The following is an 18,515-nucleotide window of genomic DNA, read 5'->3' as shown; positions in this document are numbered from 1 at the left end:
GGGTCAACCCCGCCCGTCGCGCCGACGGACGGACGACCTTATCAGCATGAACGCGCCAGACCGACGAGCGAAGCTGACGCAAATGAACCATGGACGAGCCATGGATCGCAGCGGTCGGGCACCCGCCTGGCGTTTTGTCGCGACCATGATCCTGGTCAAGCTTCGCGCGGCAGCGGTGCGCATCCTTCCGCGGCGACCGACGTCTCCCTGGTGCAGTCGATCGCTCGACCCGTGGGGGCCGGGCATTCCAGTCACCGCCGAAGGACATCAGACCATGAATCCGCAAGACATCCTCGACATGATGCGCAAGAACATGGGCCGCGTGCCGCCGGCGATCGAGAAATCGGTCGCCGTCGACCCCGGCCTGATCCAGGAGCACGTGCGCTCGAAGGGCTTCGCAATGCCACCCGAGGGCGGCGCGCTCGACGAGGACACGCGCACGTTGATCTACCTGGCAGCGGCGCTGGCGGGCACCAGCCCGGCCTGCGTACGCGCGATGGCCGACAAGATCGCGCAGCAGGGCATCGCGCGCGAGAAGGTGATCGAGACCGTGCACATCGTGCGCCTGGCGCTGGCCACCAAAGTGATCGGCGACGCCGAACCGGTGTTCGACGCGCTGGCCGGCGGGCCGCGCTGAACCGGTGCGCGCCGGCCCGCCCCGCCCTGCGGCGGGCGCTGCGGCGGGCGGTGCGGCGGGCGGTGCGGCCGGCACGATGGCCCAGAGGATGGCCCAGAATCCTGCGATGAGCGTTGCCGAATCCGTCGCCGGTGGCGGTCCGCGAGCGGGCCACCGCGGCGCCGCGCCGATCGTGCCGAGCGTCGTGCTGCTTCTCAGCGTCGCGCCTGCGGCGCAGGTGCGGCGCGATGCGGGTAGCCGCGCACGCGCAGCGATCCCGACCGCGCCGGCAGCCGCGCCGGTTCCGGCTGGGCTCCTGCCGCTGGACGCCCAGGCCGTGGCCGCCTACCGCGAGCACATCGAGCAGCGCCAGCGCCGCCTGCTCGGCGACGCCTACGTGCAGGCCCGGCGCCTGCGCCGAGAGCCGGTCGGCCGCATGGCGCTGGACGATGGGCCGGCCGGCCCGTCCGATGCACTCGCGCCACGGTATGCCGACATCTGGCACCTGCAGCACAAGTCGGGCGCGTCGCTGTGGGAGGTTTGGCTTCGGGCGCCAGCGCAGCCGCTGGACGCGGCGCGCTGGACCGGGTGGCTCGACCTGTCGGACGAGCGCAGCCTGGCTGCGCGCATCTGGGCGCGCCTCGCGCCGGCCGGCGCGCCGCCGGAGATGGACCTGCCGTTGATCGTTCTGCGCGTGCCGGGCGGCGGCCATCTGGACGACCTGCTGGCCGAGCATGCCCAGGCATTGGTCAAGCTGCTGCACCGCGACCCGATGGCCACGCCGTTCAAGGCGAGCTTCGTCGCCGAGGAACTGGCCGGCGACTTCTGCCGCCGCGAGGACGGGCTGTCGCTGTTGTCGCGCAATGCCGCCATCGACCTGCACCTGGAACCGCCGGGCGAGGCTTGCGCCGACGCGGCCGCGGATGCGGAGGCATCGGGCGATGCGCCGATGCCGCGCAACACGCTGCCGCTGCTGGTCACCCTGGAACTGCTGTGCCTGGAGCGCGGTGTGCTGCGCGGCCTGCTGGACCGCTCGCAGGCCGGGCGCGTGGGCACGATCGACGAACTGGTGGCGCTGCGGCGCGACATGATCGACGGCCTGGAGGAGTACTACGGCACGCTGGCGCGCACCCACGGCTACACGGCCGAGGCCACCGCACGCGGCGAAGCGCTGTTCGGCATCGACGCCCTGTTCGACTCGGTGGTCGACCGGATGGAGGCGCTGACCTTCGAGATCACCACGCGCAACCAGCAGACGGTCAACCGCATCGGCTTCTGGCTGACGATCCTGTTCGGCGCCATCGAGACCGGCTTCGTCGCCTCCGGCATCGCCACCTGGTACTACGCCGACGACTTGCCGGCCGTGCTGTCATGGACGATCGGGGTGACGCTGCTCACCGCCTCGGCGATCGCGGTGCTGCTGGTCCGCGTCGCCAAGGCTGACGCGCCCGTATCGCGCCCGGCCACTTTTTGAGCTGCATCAAGGCAGCGACCGCGGTTCGGCGCTTTGATCCACGGGTTGATGCCGAGGTCACCATGCCCAACCCGCAGTTCACGAAACCCTGGCGCGGCATCCCGCGCGAGCAGATCCACTGGAACCCGACCGTCCACGACGAGGCCTGCATCGGCTGCGGCACCTGCGTGACCGGCTGCAACCGGCTCGTCTACCGCTTCGACTACGAGCGCAAGAAGCCGGTCGTCGTCGACCCGCTCAATTGCATGGTCGGCTGCACCACCTGCGCGAACACCTGCCCGGCGCACGCGATCGAGTTCCCGCCGATCGAGAGCATCCTCGCGCTCGAGCAGCGCGCCGACGTGCACCACGCCACCGAGGACGACCTGATCGCGCGGCGCGATGTCCTCGCGTGGCCCGGCCACGTGCCGCATCCCGACCGGCTGCTCACGCTGCGCGTCGAGGCGCTGGAGGACGTCGCGCCCGACGTGCGGCGCGTCGTGCTCGCGCCGGCACGCGAGGGCGACTGCTTCTGCGAATTCGTGCCCGGGCAGTATCTGGAGCTGTTCCCGCCCGCAGCCGACCGCGTCTCGCGCGCGTACTCGGTGGCCAACCTGGCCGCCGGCGACGGCCGCGTCGAGCTGCACGTGCGGCGCGTCGAGGGCGGGCGCTTCACGGCCTGGGTGTTCGGCGACATGAAGGTCGGCGACACGTTGCAGGCACGCGGGCCGCTGGGCGCGTTCACGATGCGCTCGGCGCCTGGCGTGCCGCTGCTGTTCGTCGCCGGCGGCGTGGGCTTCGCGCCGGTGCATGCGCTCATCGCACAGCAGCTGCGCCAAGATCCCGAGCGGGACATGCGGCTGGTGTGGGGCGTGGCCGACGCCTCGCAGTTCTACGCACTCGACGAGATCGACGCCCTCGTCGGGCGCGCGCGGGCGCTGCGCGTCGTCCTGGCGGCGCAAAGCGGCCTGCCGCCGGCCGCGCCGACGCGCGCGGCCGTGGTCGGCACCGTGATCGACGCGCTGGCAGCCGACCGCACCGCCTGGGCCGGACGCGACGTCTACGCCGCCGGCCCGCCGCCGATGCTGCGCCGCCTCGCGGCTTTCTTCGCCGCCGAGCGCATCGCGCCCTCGCGGCTGCACTTCGACGCCTACGGGACGTGAGCGATCGCACGCCGCGCCGCTACGCCTCGTACACCGCGCTGCTCGGTGACGGTGACGAGGTGCACCTGCTGCCGCACGGGCTGTACGTGGCGCTCGCCCGTGGCGACGCGCAAGGGCCGTCGTTCGCAGGACGCACGATGACCTTGCTGGACTGGCACGTCGCGCTCGACGCCGACGGCCTTCCGCTCGACGTCGTCGGCGAAACGACGACGCCGGTGACGTTCGACGCCGCGGGCCGCGTCGACTGGAAAGCGCCGGTGCCGGCGGGCTGCGGGGTCGGCACCGCGCCCGCGGCCGACACCGGCTCGTGCGGACCCACCGCCGCGCAGCGCGCGGCGCTGCGCCAGGAGTTGTTCGGCGGCCGCTGGACGCCGCGTGAGCGCTCGCCCGCGCACCGATCCTGACGGCCTCCACATCCCGGGAACGACGACCATGTGCACCTCGTTCGCGCAGGACCTGAAGCGCTGGACCTGCGCCGAAGAACTCGCCGCGCGTGACGCGATGATCGAAGCCTGGGCGCTGGCCCTTCACGCGACCACGCCGCAGGCTTTGGCGCCGCACCCCGACGGCGCCAGCGACGTCACCGACGCCACCGACGCCATTCCCGCCGGCGGCGTGCCGGCCAGGCCACTGCCGATCACCCCACCATCCACCACCCCAGACCGCGCCGGCACGCCGCCGGTGCTTGCCCAACCAGGAGATCCAGCATGAGCACCCCCGAAGTCGTCCTCTGCCACGCCGTGCGCACCGCCATCGGCACCTACGGTGGCAGCCTGAAAGACACCCCCGCGCCGGCGCTGGGTGCGGCCACCATCCGCGAGGCGGTCCGGCGCGCCGGCCTGCCCGGTGACCAGGTCGACGGCGTGATCATGGGCAACGTGATCCAGGCCGGCGTCAAGATGAACCCGGCGCGCCAGGCCGGCATCGGCGCCGGGCTGCCGGTGCAGGTGCCGGCGCTGACGGTCAACCGCGTCTGCGGCTCGGGCGCGCAGGCGGTGGCCAGCGCCGCGCTGGAGATCTGGGCCGGCATGGCCCGCTGCATCGTCGCCGGCGGCATGGAGAACATGGACCGCGCCCCCTACCTGCTGCCGCAGGGCCGCTGGGGCGCGCGCATGGGCGACGTGACGATGTTCGACAGCATGCTCTACGACGGCCTGCACGACGCCTTCAGCGACAAGCACTCGGGCTGGCACACCGAGGATCTGGTGACGAAGAACGGCATCAGCCGCGAGGACCAGGACCGCTGGGCGCTGCGCTCGCAGCAGCGCTTCGCCGCCGCGCAGGCCGCGGGCAAGTTCGACGCCGAGATCGTCCCGTTCGAGATCGCCGGGCGCAAGGGGCCGACCGTGTTCGCGAAGGACGAGCACAACCGCCCCGACACCACGGCCGAGTCGCTGGCCAAGCTCAAGCCCGCGTTCCGCAAGGAAGGCACGATCACCGCCGGCAACGCGCCGGGGCTCAACAGCGCCGGTGCGGCCATGCTCGTCGCCGAGCGGGGCTGGGCCGACAAGCACGGCCTCAAGCCGATGGCGCGGCTGGTGAGCTATGGCGTCGGCGCGGTCGAGCCGGGCTTCTTCGGCCTCGGACCGGTGCCGGCGGTGCGCCAGGCGCTGGCGCGCGCCGGCTGGACGGTGGGCGACGTCGACCGCATCGAGATCAACGAGGCCTTCGCCGCCATCGCGCTCGCGTGCCTGCGCGAACTGGGCTTCGCCGAGGACGTGGTCAATCCGGACGGCGGCGCGATCGCGCACGGCCACCCGATCGGCGCCAGCGGCGCGATCCTCGCGACCAAGCTGCTGCACGCGATGGCGCGTGGCGAAGCGCGGCGTGGCGTCGTCACGCTGTGCATCGGCGGCGGGCAGGGCATCGCGCTGGCGCTCGAAAAGGTCTGACAGCAAGGCCCGACACGGTGCGTGCCGTCCCGTCGCCACGCCGCCGGGACGGTCGCGGTGGCGTCAGTCGACGGGGGCCGGTGGCGCGCCGAGCACGCTCAGCAGGTGCTGGGGCTGCGGTCGCGACCACGACCGCGCCTTGAACGAGCCGACGGTGCCGATGCTGATGCAGCACACGGCCTGCTCGCCGGCGCCCAGATCGCACAGCGCCGCGAGCCGCGGCGAGCGCATCGCCTGCCCGCTGGTCAGGCCGGCACCGTAGCCCAGCGCGTGCGCGCCGAGCAGCAGGTTTTGCAGCGCGGCGCCGAGCGAGACCAGCCGCTCGGCGGCCGGCACGTCGGGCTCGGCTGCACCGAGCCGCGCGATGGCGATCAGCAGCACCGGCGCGCGCGCAGCCTTTTCGCGTGCGGCGTCGAGTTGCTCCGGCGTTGCACCAGGGTCGCGGTCGAGCAGCGCCATCGCGAAAGCCTCGCCCAGGCGGGCGCGCTCGCCCTCGGGCACGAGGATGAAGCGCCACGGCGACAGGCGGCCATGGTCCGGCGCCGCGGCCGCCAGCGCAAGCAGGTCGAGCAACGTCGCCGTGTCGGGGCCCGGCGCGACGAGACGCCGCGGCGAGACGTGGTGCCGCCCATGGATCAGCGCCTGCGCGAGCGCCCACGTCGCGGACGGGTCGCGCCCGGCGCCGGCGAGCGGCGCGCCCAGCGGCGAAGCGACTGGGCGTTCGACGCCCGGCACGGACGTCGTGGCGGAAGAAGCGGTGCGGTTCATCGGCTCGGGAAATTGAAACACGAAGAAAAATGGGGGTGCCCGCAGGCACCCCCACCGTGGGCGAACGGATGCCGGACAACGACCGGCAGCCGACGTGCTCAGGCGTAGCGCCGCTCCTTGAAGCTGATCGTCTGCTTCCAGTCGTCGACGGTGCCCACGCGCTGGATGCTGGCCCAGGTGCCCTTGTAGTACGGCACCACGTTACGGTCGACCCACGACGTGACGACGTCGCCGTGCACGCCCTTGATGTAGCCGAACAGCATGAAGGTGTGGCCGGGCCTTTGCGACTTCATCGGGTAGGCCATCGCGTAGGTGCTGCCGAAGTCATTGAAGACCTCGACGATGTCGCCCGGCTTGACGCCCAGCGCCTGCGCGTCGGCGGGGTTCATCTCGACGTAGGCCATCGGGTAGCGGTCGCGCACGAAGCTGTTGTACTGGTCGTGATAGGCGGTCTGCCACACTTCGTTGGCGCGGCCGCTGTTGATCCAGAACTTGTGCTTGGCCTTCTGCTCGGCGACCATCGGCGGCAGCCCGGTGTAGACGGCCGGCTTGAAGTGCGCCTTGCCGTCGGGCGTGTCGAACTTGTAGTCGGCGTACAGCATCTCGGTGCCGATCAGCTTGTCACCCTTGACCTCCTTGATCGGCAGCTGCACGCCGTTGTTGCCGGCCTTGCGCAGCAGCTCGTAGGTGGCCAGGTAGCCCGTGTCGCCGCCCTGGCTGTCGATCGGCGGCACGCCGGGCCGGCCGGCGCGGCGGAAGCCGTCGTTGAAGGCGTCTTCCTCGGTCTTCCAGTCGAAGCCCTCGAAGCGCTTGGCCATCGCCGCGTTGCCCTCCTTCGTGTACATCGCCTTGAGCGTGTTGGCGATGTCCGCAGCGATCAGGCAGTCGGGCTTGGCGCTGCCCGGCGGGTCCATGAACTTCTCCGACAGGCGCAGGCGGCGCTCGCCGTTCATCGAGGTCAGGTTCATCTCGCCCGGGTGCGCGGCCGGGAACATCAGGTGCACCTCCTCCGAGATCACCGTGGGGTAGATGTTCATCGCCGCGACGAACAGGCCGCCCTGGTACTTGCAGGCGTTGTAGATCACGTCGACCAGCTTCTCGGCGCTGGCGCCCTTGGCACGCGAGATGGCCTCGTTGACGATCGCCGCGCGCTTGTGCAGCGCGATGCGGTGCTGCTCGGCCGCGACCGTGGTCTGGAACGGGTTGGTACCCCACAGCGTGTACATCAGGCCACGGCCGGCCATCACCTCCTGGTCGATGTAGATCTTGCGGTCGCCGGGGTAGGGCGGGCGCACGTAACCCTCCTGGTGGCCGCCCATCCGGCACACGCCGGTGCCGCGGCGGCCGACGTTGTGGGTCGCGATCACCAGGCTGACGAGCGCGCTCTGGATCACGTAGTTGTCGTTGCCCCAGATGATGCCCTTCTCGTAGGGGTGGAAGGTGCGTTTGCGGTGCCCACCGGCCTTGGGCGCATAGGCCCACTCGGCGGCCTGCTTGATCTGCGCAACCGTCAGTCCGGTGGCCTTGGCGCCGTCTTCGAGCGACATGCGGTTGGTCTTCACCGCGTCTTCGAAGCCCTTGGTGTGCTTGGCGATGAAGTCCTTGTCGTGCCAGCCCTGCTGCACGACGTAGGTGAACAGTGTGTTGAACAGCGCCGTGTCCGAGCCGGGCTCGATGGCCAGGTGCAGCACGTTGTCCTTGCCGGCGATCTGCTCGGCGATCGCCACCGTGGCCGACCGGCGGGGGTCGACGATGATCAGCTTGGCCGCCGCCGCGCCCGCGGCTTCGGCCGGGAACCACTTCTTCTTCTTGTCCACCGTGGCGCCGGTCAGGTTCGGCAGCCAGTGGTTCAGGAAGTAGTTGCTCTGCGTCTCGTAGGGGTTGGCACCGACGCAGACGATGCAGTCGGCCAGCTGTGCATCCTCGTAGCTGTTGTTCAGCTCGCCGATGCCCATCTCGCGCGTGGCGTGGCACTCGCTGTTGTAGGCCGGGCGGTTGTGGATGCGCACCATCGGCGTCTGGATCGCCGAGAACATCAGCTTGCCGGTGCCCCAGGTGTTCTCGAAGCCGCCGCCGGCGCCGCCGTGGTCGAAGCAGTCGAACAGGATGCCGCTCGGGCCGTCGTTGTCGAGGATCTTCTTCGTCAGCCCGGCGTAGATCGCGAGCGCATTTTCCCAGCTCGTGTCGAGCCACTGGTCGCCGCGGAAGATGCGCGGGCTCTTGAGCCGCTCGCGCGTCGGGCCGTCGTGCGTGTACATGTAGGTGGCCATCTTGCCGCCGCGCGTCGACGACAGGCCGCTGTTCACGACGCACTCCTTGTCCGGCACGATCATGATGTTCCAGCGCTTGCCGGATTTGTCGGTGATCGTGTTGGTCATCGCCTTCGTCATCGTCAGCTGCAGCGGCGGCACCTGCTGACGGAAGTCGACGCCGAGCGCGTTCTGCTCGGGCGCGCGCCCGCCTTCGCGGTGGGCGTCCCATTTGTAGACGTGATAGCCGCAGCCGACGATGCAGAAGTGGCACGACATGTTGGTCTTCTGCGCGTCGGCGGGGGGCAGCGCGATGCGGTCCTTGATCTGGGTGCTCATGCGTGGCTCCTCCTCACAGCACGTTGGCCTGGCGGCCGTAGATCAGCCCGTCGACACCGACGGCGGTGACGGTGTCGGTGGCCGCGTCGTAGTTCAGCAGCACGCGCGGCAGGTCCTCGGTGGCCTGGCCGCACACCATCTGGCCGCCGTTCTCGGGATCGAAGATCGAGAAGTGGCAGCCGCACTTGAAGGTCTTGGTGCCGCCGTCGTAGGTCACCGGGCAGCCCATGTGCGTGCACAGCGAGCTGTAGGCGACGATGTCGCCGTTCGGCCCGACACCGCCGGGCACCGGCGCGCCCATGCGCAGCGCGACGCACGGCGAATTGGCGTCGGGGTAGGTGAAGCTGACCGGCTGGTTGACGGGCATGCTGCCTGCCTTGCCGACCGACGTCTTGGGGTAGTTCAGCGTCGTGCCGGTCGCAGCACCGGCCGCCTGGGCCTGTGCGGCGCCCGGCGCGAGCAGCGTGCCGGCGGCGCCGACGGCTGCGGCCGCGCTGCCGCCGCTGGCCTTCAGAAAGATGCGACGACTGAGCTTGAGCTCTTCCATGCGGTCTCCTCGTGGTGGGTGGGAAAGCTCAAACACGTCTGCAAGTCGAGTGCCAGCACCGGTTCGACGGCGAATCAACGGCTTGGCCAGCTTTTCGTCGGGATCGGTTGCTGGAGGTCTGGAAAACGTAACATAGCGCCGCGCCGCCGCGTTACGATCACGTAACCGATACGCGCGACTGCTGTGCCGGGAAGGAAACGCCCATGGATCCCGTTCGTCGATCGTGCTGCGCCGCGCTGCTCGGTGCAGCGTGGCCTGTGCGTGCCGACGCCTCGCTGCGCATCGGCGTGACGGCGGTGATCCTGGCCGACCAGTCGGCGTTCCTCGCGCGCTGGGCCCGCGACCTCGAGCGGCACGCCGGCCCGCCGGTGCGCTTCGTCGTGCGTGACGAGTACCGGCCCGTGATGGACCTGCTGCTCGGCGGCGAGCTCGACGCCGCCTGGATCTGCGGCTACCCGTACGTGCAGCATGCGTCGGCGCTGCAGTTGCTCGCGGTGCCGGTCTACCAGGGGGCGCCGCTGTACCGCGCGTACCTGATTCGCGCGCGCGGCGATGCCGCCGTGGGCGGATGGGGCGACCTGCGCGGGCGGGTGCTCGCGATGTCGGACCCGCTGTCGAACTCGGGGTGGCTGGTCGCGCAGCACGCGCTGCGCGAGGCCGGCGTGGCGCCTGACGCGCTGCGGCGCGGCTTCTTCGCGCACGGCCACCGCCACGTGTGCGAGGCGGTGGCCGTCGGCCTGGCCGACGCCGGCGCGATCGACGGCTATGTGTGGGACACGATGCTCAAGCTCGGCATGACCGCCGCGCGCGACACCGAGGTCGTCTGGCGTTCGCCGCTGTACGGCTTTCCGCCGCTCGTCACGAGGGCCGGTCCGTTGTCGGGCCGCTTGCGGCACCTGCGCACACGGCTGCTGTCGATGCCGAGCGACGACGAGGGCCGCGCGCTGCTCGCGGCACTGAACCTCGACGGGTTTACCGTGCCCGCTGCGAGCCTGTACGAGCCGATCCACGCGCTGGCCGCCGCGGTGCCGGGCAGCGGCGTCGAGCCGCAGCCCCGGGCGGCGCGCGCCGCGTCGCCCGATGCGCCCGGCCCGCGCAGCAGTCAAGCCGGGGCGCGCTGATGTGGCCGCGCCTGCACTACCGCCAGCAGATCCCGCTCGGGCTGAGCCTGGCGGTGCTGCTGACGGCGCTGCTGACGGTGCTGCTGGCCGCGCCGCTGACGGCGCGCAGCGCGCGCGCCGAGACGATGGCGCGCCTCGAGCGCGCCGCCACGCTGATCGACGCGCAGGCATTGCCGCTGCTCGCCACCGAGGACGTCTACCGTGTGTTCCGGCTGCTCGACGACACCGTTGCGCTGTTGCCGGGCGCCAGCGCCCGGCAGGCGCGCGCTGCCGTGCTCGACACCGAGGGGCGCGTGTTCGCCGCGTCGGACCCGCGCGCACAGCCGATCGGCCTGCGGGTTCTCGGCGCGGCGCACGCCGGCCCCGGCGGCACGCGCCCGGCCGAGCTGACCCGGCGCACGAGCTGGACGCGGCCCGGCGGCGGCGTCGCGCAGGTCGACCCGATCCGCAGCGAAGACGGCCAGCTGCTCGGCTACACCTACATCGAGGTCGACGCACCGGTGTTCGCCCCGGGCTGGCAGCGCCTGGCCGCCCCGGCCGCGCTCGGCGGGCTGCTCGCCGTCGTCGTGCTCGCGCCGGTCGGCTGGCAGCTCGGTGCGCGCATGGCGCGCCCGGTCGGGCAGATCGCACGCGTGATCGAAGACCTCACGCAGGGCGACGGCACGACGACGCGGCGCGCGCTGCCGGCGAGCACCGACCCCGAACTGGCGCGCATCGCTGCCGCCGTCGATCACCTGATCGCCGCCAACGCGGCGCGCGAGCGTGCCGCGAGGCGCGCGCTGTCGGCCGAGCGGCTGGCCGCCGTCGGGCGACTGACGGGAGCGATCGCGCACGAGATCAACAACCCGCTCGGCGGCCTGCTCAACGCGGTGCAGACGCTGCGCCTGCACGGCGACGACGCGGCGATCCGCACGCGCACGCTGGATCTGCTCGCCCGGGGTCTGCAGCAGATCCGCGCCACCGTCGCGGCGCTGCTGCCGCAGGCGCGCGTCGAAGACCGTGCGTTGACGGCCAACGACCTCGACGACGTGCTGCTGCTCGCCGGCCCGGCCGCCGCGCGCGCTGGCGTCGAGCTCAGCGCGCGCGACGACCTGCTCATGCCGCCGCGCGTGCCGTCGGCACCGATGCGTCAGGCGATGCTCAACATGCTGCTCAACGCCGTCAAGGCCGCTGGCAGCGGCGGGCGCGTGCAGGCGCGGCTCGCCGCCGACGCCGAGCGCGTGAGCTTTTGCGTCACGAACACCGGCGCGGCGCTCAGCGCCGAGGCGCTGGCGCGCGTGCTCGAAACCGAGGGCGGCGACGACCCGCGCGGCTTCGGCTTGTGGGTGTGCCGCGAGCTCGCCCTGCTGCACGGCGGCGGTTTCGAACTCGACCCCGCCGAGCGCGCGGGCACGCGGCTGGTGTTCTGGCTGCCCAACCGGGAGACGACGTGAGCGAGCTGCTGCTGATCGAGGACGACCCCATCATGGGCGAGTCGCTCGTGCAACGCTTCGAAATCGAGGGCTACACGCCGCACTGGTGCCGGCGCCTCGGCGAAGCGGCGACGCTGCTCGACGTGCCGCAGCGCTGGGCCGCCGTCGTCAGCGACGTGCGGCTTCCCGACGGGCTGGCGTCGACCTGGTTCGCGGCGCGGCCGGCGGCGGTGCGGCGACGCCCGTGGTTCTTCCTCACCGGCTACGGCAGCGTCGACGACGCCGTCGCCGCGATGCGCGCCGGCGCGCGCGAGTACCTCACGAAGCCGTTCGACATCGAGCGCCTCGTCGCGCTGGTGCGCGACGCGACCAGCCGTGGCGACGCGGTCGACGACGCCGTGCTCGGCGTCTCGCCGGCGATGCGGCGCATCGAGGCGCTGCTGCGCAAGGTGGCCCTGCAAAGGGCCGCCGTGCTGCTCACCGGCGAGTCGGGTGTCGGCAAGGAAGTGGCGGCGCAGCTCGTGCACGAGGTGGCCGGGCGCGGCGAGTTCGTCGCCGTCAACTGCGCCGCGATCCCCGAGACGATGCTCGAGGCCGAATTCTTCGGCTACGAAAAAGGCGCGTTCACCGGCGCGACGCGCGTGCACCGCGGCTACCTCGAGCGCGCCAGCGGCGGCACGCTGTTCCTCGACGAGGTCGGCGAGCTGCCCCTGTCGATGCAGGCCAAGCTGCTGCGCGCCTTGCAGGAGCGCAGTTTCTTTCGCCTCGGGGCCGAAAGGCCCACGTCGAGCGACTTCCGGCTCGTCTCGGCGACCAACCAGGACCTGCTCGTCGCGATGGCCGACGGGCGCTTCCGCGAAGACCTGTTCTACCGCATCGCGGTGATCCGCGTCGACCTGCCGCCGCTGCGCGAGCGACCCGAAGACGTGCGCTGGCTCGCCGAACGCATGCTCGCGCAGATGGCGATCGAGCACCACCGCACGCTGGCGATGTCCGACGACTTCGTGCGCATGCTCGTCGCACGCACCTGGCGCGGCAACGCCCGCGAGCTGCGTGCGGTGCTCGAGCAGGCGGTGATCCTCAGCGAGACGGGCTGGCTCGACGCGCCCCCACCCGACCTGCCGGCCGAAGCCGGCGCGGCGGCCGACGCCACGCCGCTGCTGCCGCTGCAGCGCATGGTCGAGGACGCCGAGCGCCAGCACATTCGCCGCGCACTGCAGGTCACGCAGGGCAGCGTCGGGCGCACCGCCGAACTGCTCGGCATCAGCCGCAAGACGCTGTGGGAGAAGATGCGCCGGCTCGGCCTGAATGCCTGAGCACAGGCAACGGTCCGGCGTGCCCCTTCAGTCCACCGGCGTCAGCTTGGCCACCGCGAGCGCGAGCCACTTCGTGCCGTGGCGGCCGAAGTTGATCTGCGCGCGCGCGTCGGCGCCGCTGCCCTCGAGCGTCACGACGACGCCCTCGCCGAACTTGTGGTGGAACACGCTCTGGCCGACGCGCAGCGCGGCGCCGTCGCTCGTCGCTGCGGTGCGCGTGGCCGGCGCCGGCTCGACGCGGCCCGCGCCGACGATCGAGCCGAGCCCGCTGCCGCGCTGCCAGGCCTGCTGGTAGTCGCGCGCAAAGCCCGAGCCGAAGCCGGCCACGCGCGGCGTCAGCCACTTGAGCGACTGCTCGGGCAACTCGTCGAAGAAGCGGCTCTTGATGTGATAGCGCGTCTGCCCGTGCAGCAGCCGCGTCTGACTGAAGCTCAGGTACAGGCGCTGGCGCGCGCGCGTGATCGCGACGTACATCAGCCGCCGCTCCTCCTCGAGCCCGTCGGCATCCGACAGCGCGTTCTCGTGCGGGAACAGCCCCTCCTCGAGCCCGGTGATGAACACAGCGTCGAACTCGAGGCCCTTGGCCGCGTGTACCGTCATCAGCTGGATCGCATCCTGCCCCGCCTGCGCCTGGTGGTCGCCGGCCTCGAGCGCGGCGTGCGTCAGGAACGCGGCCAGCGGACTCACGATCTCGCCGGTGTCGGCATCGGGTGCGAGCTCGACCGGTGCCGGCGCCGGCGGTGAGCCCGCGGCGATCGCCCCGGGCGACTGCTCGTCGAGCGGCAGCGCGACCGCGTCTTTGCCGAAGCCCTCCTGCGTCACGAAGGCCTCGGCGGCGTTGACGAGCTCGTCGAGGTTCTCGAGCCGGTCGGCGCCTTCCTTGTCGGCACGGTAGAAGTCGCGCAGCCCGCTGGCGTCGAGCACGTGCCCGATGATCTCGCGCAGCGTCAGTCCCTTCGTCGCGTCGCGCATCGCGTCGACGAGCGCATTGAACGCCGCGAGGTTCGCGCCGGCCTTGCCGGCCACCGCACCGACGCTCTGGTGCAGGCTGCGGCCGCTCGCACGCGCGGCATCCTGCAGCTGCTCGACGGTGCGCGCGCCGATGCCGCGCGGCGGGAAGTTGACGACGCGCAGGAAGCTCGTGTCGTCGTTCGGGTTCTCGAGCAGCCGCAGGTACGCGAGCGCGTGCTTGACCTCGGCGCGCTCGAAGAAGCGCAGGCCGCCGTAGACGCGGTACGGAACGCCGGCGTTGAACAGGGCGCTCTCGATCACGCGGCTTTGCGCGTTGGAGCGGTACAGCACGGCGATCCCGCTGCGCGGCATGCCGGCGCGGTGCAGCTGCTGCGCCTCGTCGAGCAGCCACTGCGCCTCGGCATAGTCGCTGGTGGCCTCGTAGACGCGTGCCGGCTCGCCGGGGCCGGCGTCGGTGCGCAGCGTCTTGCCCAGGCGGCGGCGGTTGTGGCTGATCAGCGCGTTCGCGGCGTCGAGGATGTGGCTGAACGAGCGGTAGTTGGTCTCGAGCTTGATCACGCGCTCGACGCCGTACTCGCGCTCGAAGTCGGCCATGTTGCCGACCTGCGCGCCGCGGAATGCGTAGATGCTCTGGTCGTCGTCACCGACGGCGAACACGCCCTGGCCGCTGCCCCCCTGCGAAGGGGGCGGGGCGAACATCTTCAGCCACGCGTACTGCAGCCGGTTCGTGTCCTGGAACTCGTCGACGAGCACGTGGCGGAAGCGCCGGCGGTAGTGCTCGCGCAGCGGGTCGTTGTCGCGCAGCAGCTCGTAGGTGCGCAGCATCAGCTCGGCGAAGTCGACGACGCCCTCGCGCTGGCACTGGTCCTCGTAGGCCTGGTAGATCTCGACGAGCTTGCGCGTGTGCGCGTCGCGCACGTCGACGTCGCGCGGGCGCAGGCCGTCTTCCTTGCAGCCGGCGATGAACCACGCGACCTGCTTGGGCACGTAGCGCTCCTCGTCGAGGTTCATCGCCTTGATCACGCGCTTGACGGCGGACACGCTGTCGGCCGCGTCGAGAATCTGGAACGTCTGCGGCAGGCCGGCCGTCTTCCAGTGCGCGCGCAGGAAGCGGTTGCACAGCCCGTGGAAAGTGCCGATCCACATGCCACGCACCGGCACCGGCAGCATCGCCGCGAGGCGCGTCAGCATCTCCTTGGCCGCCTTGTTCGTGAACGTCACCGCCATCACGCCGCCGGGCGACACCTGGCCGGTCGCGATCAGCCACGCGATGCGCGTCGTGAGCACGCGCGTCTTGCCCGAGCCGGCGCCGGCCAGGATCAGCGCCGGCTGGGCGGGCAGCGTCACCGCGGCGAGCTGTTCGGGGTTCAGGTGGCGCAGCAGGGGATCGTCGGCCATGGCGCATTGTTCCGCAACGCGGCGTAGCGCCCCGAGGCGCGCCAAGTCGCCTGCTACAGTGCCGGCGCCTTCGCCGGTCTGCCTGTGTGATGACACCCCCTGCCCCGCTCCTGCCGGCCGCGGCGCCGCTGCCGGCGTGGCAGCGCATCGCCGTCGTCGCGCTGCCACTGCTGACTTTCCTGCTGTCGCTGGGCAGCGCGCCGCTGTTCGACGTCGACGAAGGCGCTTTCTCGGAAGCGACGCGCGAGATGTTCGAGCGGCGCGACTTCCTGTCGACCTGGCTCGACGGCGAGCCGCGCTTCGACAAGCCGATCCTCGTCTACTGGCTGCAGGCGCTGGCGGTGCTCGTGCTGGGCATCGACGAGTGGGCGTTCCGCCTGCCGTCGGCGCTGGCGGCGTGCGGCTGGGCCTGGGCGGTGTGGGCCTTCGCGCGGCCACGGTTGGGCAACGACGTCGCGTTCGGCGCGCTCGTCGTCACCGCGACGGCGCTCGGGCCGTGGGCCATCGGCCGCGCCGCCACCGCCGACGCGCTGCTCAACCTGTGGCTGGCGCTGACACTGTTCGACGCGTGGCGCCACCTCGAGACGGGCGCTCGCGCGCCGCTGCGGCGCGCCTACGTCTGGATCGGCCTGGGCGTGCTGACGAAGGGACCGGTGGCGATCGTCGTGCCGGCGGCCGTCACGCTGCTGTACCTGCTGTCGCGCCGGGATTGGCGCGGCTGGCTGCGGCTCGTCTTCGACCCCGTCGGCTGGGTGATCCTGCTCGCGCTGACCGTGCCGTGGTACGCCGTGGTGCTGGCGGTGCACGGGCAGGCATTCATCGACGGCTTCATCATGAAGCACAACGTCAAGCGCTTCACCGGCACGCTCGAGGGTCACGCCGGCAGCATCTTCTACTACGTGCTCGTGCTGCCGGCGCTGCTGCTGCCGTGGACCGCGGCGCTGTTGGCCGCGCTCGCGCGGCTGCGCGCCGAGTTCGGGCAGCCGCTGCCGCGCTTCCTGTGGCTGTGGTGCGGCTTCGTCGTCGCGTTCTTCTCGCTGTCGGGCACCAAGCTGCCGCACTATGCGCTGTACGGCGCCACACCGGTGTTCCTGCTCGTCGCGCTGCACGGGCGCGTGATGGCGCGCGCGCTGCCGGTGCTCGCGGTCCCCACCGCGATGTTCGCGCTGTGCATCGCGCTGCCCGCGCTGTTCGCGCACCTGTCGACGACCGACGCTGGCAACGCCTTCTTCCGCGGCCAGATGTCGCGCGCCTACGAGGAAGCCGGCCGCAGCTACTTCGTCGTCACCGGCGCGGCGCTCGCGCTGTGGCTCGCGATCGCGCTGCAGCGGCGCTGGAGCGTGTGGACGCGGCTCGCGGCCGGTGCCGTGCTGCAGGCGCTGCTGCTCGCGACCACCGTCGTGCCGTGGAGTGCGCGCGTGCTGCAGGGCCCGGTCATGGAGGCGGCGCTGCTGGCGCGCGAACTGGCCGCGCCGGCGGTGCGGCTGCGCTTCGACGCGCCGAGCTTCAGCCTGTACCGTCAGGCGGTGACGCCGTCGCGGCCGGCTCAGCCGGGCGAGCTCGTGATCACGCGCGTCGACCGCGTGCCGCCCGCCGGCCACGAGGAGCTGTACCGCAAGGGCGGCGTCGTGCTGCTGCGGCGCACCGCCGACTGAGCGCCACGCGTAGAATCAAGCACCGGGCCCAAATTCTGGCGCCCGGTTTCTTTTTGGCGCCCACTCGCCGCGCGATCGCGCGCGCCGCGCCACGCGACCGGGTCCCCAGGTCAAGTGCTCGCCGTTCGATTCCCGGAGCCTGGCCATGGACATCTTCGATTACGACAACATCCTGCTGCTGCCGCGGCGCTGCCGCGTCGAGAGCCGCAGCGAGTGCGACCCCTCGGTCGAGTTCGGCGGGCGGCGCTTCAAGCTGCCGGTCGTGCCGGCCAACATGCGCACCGTGATCGACGAGTCGATCGCCGAGTACCTCGCGGCCAACGGCTACTTCTACATGATGCACCGCTTCGACCTCGACAGCGTTGCGTTCGCGGCACGCATGCGCGAGAAGGGCTTGCTGGTGTCGATCAGCTCCGGCGTCAAGCCGGCCGACTTCGGCGTCATCGACCGCCTCGCCGCCGAAGGCATCGGCGCCGACTACGTGACGATCGACATCGCGCACGGCCACGCCGACAGCGTGCGCCGCACGATCGAGCACATCAAGACCAAGCTGCCGCAGGCCTTCGTGATCGCCGGCAACGTCGGCACGCCCGAGGCGGTGATCGACCTCGAGAACTGGGGCGCCGACGCGACCAAGGTCGGCATCGGCCCGGGCAAGGTCTGCATCACGCGGCTGAAGACGGGCTTCGGCACCGGCGGCTGGCAACTCTCGGCGCTGAAGTGGTGTGCGCGCGTCGCGACGAAACCGATCATCGCCGACGGGGGCATCCGCCACCACGGCGACATCGCCAAGAGCGTGCGCTTCGGCGCCGCGATGGTGATGATCGGCTCACTGTTCGCCGGCCACGAGGAAAGCCCGGGGCAGACCGTCGAGGTCGACGGCAGGCTCTACAAGGAGTACTACGGCAGCGCGTCGGACTTCAACAAGGGCGAGTACAAGCACGTCGAGGGCAAGCGCATCCTCGAGCCGATCAAGGGCAAGCTCGCCGACACGCTGCGCGAGATGCGCGAGGACCTGCAAAGCAGCATCAGCTACGCCGGCGGGCGCGTGCTCGCCGACCTGAAGAAGGTCAATTACGTGATCCTCGGCGGCGAGAACGCGGGCGAGCACCTGTTCATGTGATGCGGCGCGACACACGGGCGCCGGCCCGCTCGCGCAACCAGTCCTGGACCTTCGTCTCGGCTGCGCCGAGCCGCTGGTGCGCCGCGTCGCCGAGCCCTTCGCCGAGCGCGAAGTCGCGCCCCTCGATCGCGAGCAGCCACGCCGGCGGCGGCGGCTGCCGCTGCACCTGCGCGTAGACGGCGAGCACCGCCTGCGGGCGCAGCGCGTGGCTCCACAGCGGCGCCGCATCGTCGGCCGTGACCGGCTGCAGCACGACACCGTCGACGGTGCCGGGCCGCGCCGCGTCGACGAACAGCACGGCACGGCGGCCGACGAGGTCGAGCGCATGCTCGACCTGCAGCTGGAAATCGACGAGCAGTTCCACGGTGCCGTCGGCGTCGACGCCGGCCGCGCGCAGGCGCTCGACCAGCGCGGGGCCGAGTGCGTCGTCGCCGCGGCTCGGGTTGCCGACGGCGACGATCAGCAGCGGCGCGACCATCGCGGCCCCTGCC

General features: G+C 71.6%; 16 protein-coding genes. 11 read left to right on the top strand and 5 right to left on the bottom strand.

All coding sequences use genetic code 11. The features are described 5' to 3' along the window. Positions 1 to 274 precede the first annotated feature (274 nt). The 6 genes from DRV96_RS13185 (at position 275) to DRV96_RS13155 (ending at position 5,124) form a co-directional block, all read left to right on the top strand. Entirely contained in the window at positions 275 to 637 is a 363-nt protein-coding gene (locus DRV96_RS13185) for a carboxymuconolactone decarboxylase family protein (RefSeq protein ID WP_119291858.1), read from the top strand. A 106-nt stretch (positions 638 to 743) separates the two neighbouring features. After that, positions 744 to 2,090: a hypothetical protein gene (locus DRV96_RS18105; RefSeq protein ID WP_162911048.1), complete on the top strand. Its 1,347-nt coding sequence runs from the start codon at positions 744 to 746 to the stop codon at positions 2,088 to 2,090. Positions 2,091 to 2,152: 62 nt separating this feature from the next. Beyond that, positions 2,153 to 3,232, top strand: coding sequence for an FAD-binding oxidoreductase (locus DRV96_RS13170; protein WP_119291852.1), 1,080 nt, complete (start codon positions 2,153 to 2,155; stop codon positions 3,230 to 3,232). Then, entirely contained in the window at positions 3,229 to 3,636 is a 408-nt protein-coding gene (locus tag DRV96_RS13165) for a hypothetical protein (RefSeq protein WP_119291850.1), read from the top strand. The genes DRV96_RS13170 and DRV96_RS13165 overlap by 4 nt, the downstream gene beginning before the upstream one ends. Positions 3,637 to 3,664: 28 nt before the next feature. Then, positions 3,665 to 3,943, top strand: coding sequence for a hypothetical protein (locus DRV96_RS13160; RefSeq protein WP_119291848.1), 279 nt, complete (start codon positions 3,665 to 3,667; stop codon positions 3,941 to 3,943). Beyond that, the gene (locus DRV96_RS13155; protein WP_119291845.1) at positions 3,940 to 5,124 is read left to right on the top strand and encodes a thiolase family protein; all 1,185 of its coding nucleotides are present in this window, start codon (positions 3,940 to 3,942) and stop codon (positions 5,122 to 5,124) included. The genes DRV96_RS13160 and DRV96_RS13155 overlap by 4 nt, the downstream gene beginning before the upstream one ends. A 63-nt stretch (positions 5,125 to 5,187) precedes the next feature. Here the strand turns inward: DRV96_RS13155 and DRV96_RS13150 are convergent, their stop codons facing one another. The 3 genes from DRV96_RS13150 to DRV96_RS13140 form a co-directional block, all read right to left on the bottom strand. Further along, positions 5,188 to 5,892, bottom strand: a complete 705-nt coding sequence (locus tag DRV96_RS13150) for a nitroreductase family protein (protein ID WP_119291843.1) — start codon at positions 5,890 to 5,892, stop codon at positions 5,188 to 5,190. 98 nt (positions 5,893 to 5,990) lie between these two features. Then, the gene (locus DRV96_RS13145; RefSeq protein ID WP_119291841.1) at positions 5,991 to 8,480 is read right to left on the bottom strand and encodes an arsenate reductase (azurin) large subunit; all 2,490 of its coding nucleotides are present in this window, start codon (positions 8,478 to 8,480) and stop codon (positions 5,991 to 5,993) included. Positions 8,481 to 8,493: 13 nt separating this feature from the next. Continuing rightward, positions 8,494 to 9,027 carry an arsenate reductase (azurin) small subunit gene (locus tag DRV96_RS13140; RefSeq protein ID WP_119291838.1) on the bottom strand — a complete coding sequence of 178 codons (534 nt, stop codon included), beginning with the start codon at positions 9,025 to 9,027 and terminating at the stop codon, positions 8,494 to 8,496. A gap of 203 nt (positions 9,028 to 9,230) precedes the next feature. On the opposite strand from DRV96_RS13140, the gene DRV96_RS13135 reads away from it, so the two are divergent. Genes DRV96_RS13135 through DRV96_RS13125 form a run of 3 tightly spaced genes read left to right on the top strand, consistent with a single transcriptional unit; the run spans position 9,231 to position 12,876 of the window. Further along, positions 9,231 to 10,148: a PhnD/SsuA/transferrin family substrate-binding protein gene (locus DRV96_RS13135; RefSeq protein WP_119291836.1), complete on the top strand. Its 918-nt coding sequence runs from the start codon at positions 9,231 to 9,233 to the stop codon at positions 10,146 to 10,148. Next, positions 10,148 to 11,581, top strand: coding sequence for a sensor histidine kinase (locus tag DRV96_RS13130; protein WP_119291834.1), 1,434 nt, complete (start codon positions 10,148 to 10,150; stop codon positions 11,579 to 11,581). The genes DRV96_RS13135 and DRV96_RS13130 overlap by 1 nt, the downstream gene beginning before the upstream one ends. Next, positions 11,578 to 12,876: a sigma-54-dependent transcriptional regulator gene (locus DRV96_RS13125; protein ID WP_119291832.1), complete on the top strand. Its 1,299-nt coding sequence runs from the start codon at positions 11,578 to 11,580 to the stop codon at positions 12,874 to 12,876. The genes DRV96_RS13130 and DRV96_RS13125 overlap by 4 nt, the downstream gene beginning before the upstream one ends. 27 nt (positions 12,877 to 12,903) lie before the next feature. Here the strand turns inward: DRV96_RS13125 and DRV96_RS13120 are convergent, their stop codons facing one another. Then, positions 12,904 to 15,246 (bottom strand): UvrD-helicase domain-containing protein, encoded by a 2,343-nt coding sequence (locus DRV96_RS13120; protein ID WP_119291830.1) that lies wholly within the window; start codon positions 15,244 to 15,246, stop codon positions 12,904 to 12,906. Between the two features lie 89 nt (positions 15,247 to 15,335). Between DRV96_RS13120 and DRV96_RS13115 the strand changes: the two genes are divergently transcribed. Then, the gene (locus DRV96_RS13115) at positions 15,336 to 16,901 is read left to right on the top strand and encodes an ArnT family glycosyltransferase (RefSeq protein WP_119291828.1); all 1,566 of its coding nucleotides are present in this window, start codon (positions 15,336 to 15,338) and stop codon (positions 16,899 to 16,901) included. 145 nt (positions 16,902 to 17,046) lie between these two features. Continuing rightward, positions 17,047 to 18,024, top strand: coding sequence for a GMP reductase (locus DRV96_RS13110; protein WP_119291826.1), 978 nt, complete (start codon positions 17,047 to 17,049; stop codon positions 18,022 to 18,024). On the opposite strand, the gene DRV96_RS13105 is transcribed toward DRV96_RS13110, so the two are convergent. Next, positions 18,017 to 18,502 (bottom strand): hydrogenase maturation protease, encoded by a 486-nt coding sequence (locus tag DRV96_RS13105; RefSeq protein ID WP_119291824.1) that lies wholly within the window; start codon positions 18,500 to 18,502, stop codon positions 18,017 to 18,019. The two genes, DRV96_RS13110 and DRV96_RS13105, sit on opposite strands and share 8 nt — an antisense overlap. Between the last annotated feature and the right edge of the window lie 13 nt (positions 18,503 to 18,515).

Source organism: Azohydromonas sediminis (assembly GCF_003574675.1).
Taxonomy (GTDB): domain Bacteria; phylum Pseudomonadota; class Gammaproteobacteria; order Burkholderiales; family Burkholderiaceae_C; genus Calidifontimicrobium; species Calidifontimicrobium sediminis.
The sequence above is the reverse complement of the archived record's forward strand: the minus strand, read 5'-3'. Positions and strand labels throughout refer to the sequence as shown.